Consider the following 636-nt stretch of genomic DNA (forward strand, 5'->3'; position numbering starts at 1 on the left):
CCGCCCGAGCGCGCGATCGCGTTGTTGACGCCGGAGGCGACGCCGGCGAAGCGGTCCGGGGCCGCGGCGAGCACCGTCGCGGTCACCGGGGCGACGACCGTCGCCAGGCCGAGCCCGAACACCACGACCGCGGGCAGCACCGCGCCGAGGTAGGACGCGCCGGGCGCGATGCGCAGCATCAGCAGCATCCCGATGCCGACGACGATCGGGCCGACGACCAGCTGCGTGCGCGGCCCGATGCGCTGCGCGAGCGCGCCGGAGCGGCCGGAGAGCAGCAGCATGACGACCGTCAGCGGCAGCCCCGCCAGCCCGGCCAGCGTCGGCGAGTAGCCGAGCGACACCTGCAGTTGCATGACCAGCAGCATCATCACCCCGCCGAGCGCCGCGTAGACGACGAACGTCAGCGCGTTCGAGAGCGTGAACGTCCGGTCGCGGAACAGCGACGGCGGCACGAGCGGTTCCCTCGAGCGGTGCTGGACGAGGACGAACGCGGCCAGCCCGGCGATCCCGAGCAGGCCCGCGACCAGCACGACCGGGTCGCCGATGCCGCGTCCCGGCGCCTCCACCAGCGCGCCGGTCACCCCGGCGAGGCCGACGGCGCCCAGCGCGGCGGCGCCGAAGTCGGGGTGGCCGGTG

1 protein-coding gene is annotated in these 636 nt (G+C 75.8%); it reads right to left on the reverse strand.

Features of this window, described 5'->3' with window-relative positions; genetic code table 11:
- A partial coding sequence (locus G3I65_RS13510; protein ID WP_160696410.1) for an MFS transporter occupies nucleotides 1-636 on the reverse strand: 636 nt, incomplete at both ends.

Origin of the sequence: Amycolatopsis sp. SID8362 (genome assembly GCF_010550475.1) — a bacterium.
Taxonomy (GTDB): domain Bacteria; phylum Actinomycetota; class Actinomycetes; order Mycobacteriales; family Pseudonocardiaceae; genus Amycolatopsis; species Amycolatopsis eburnea.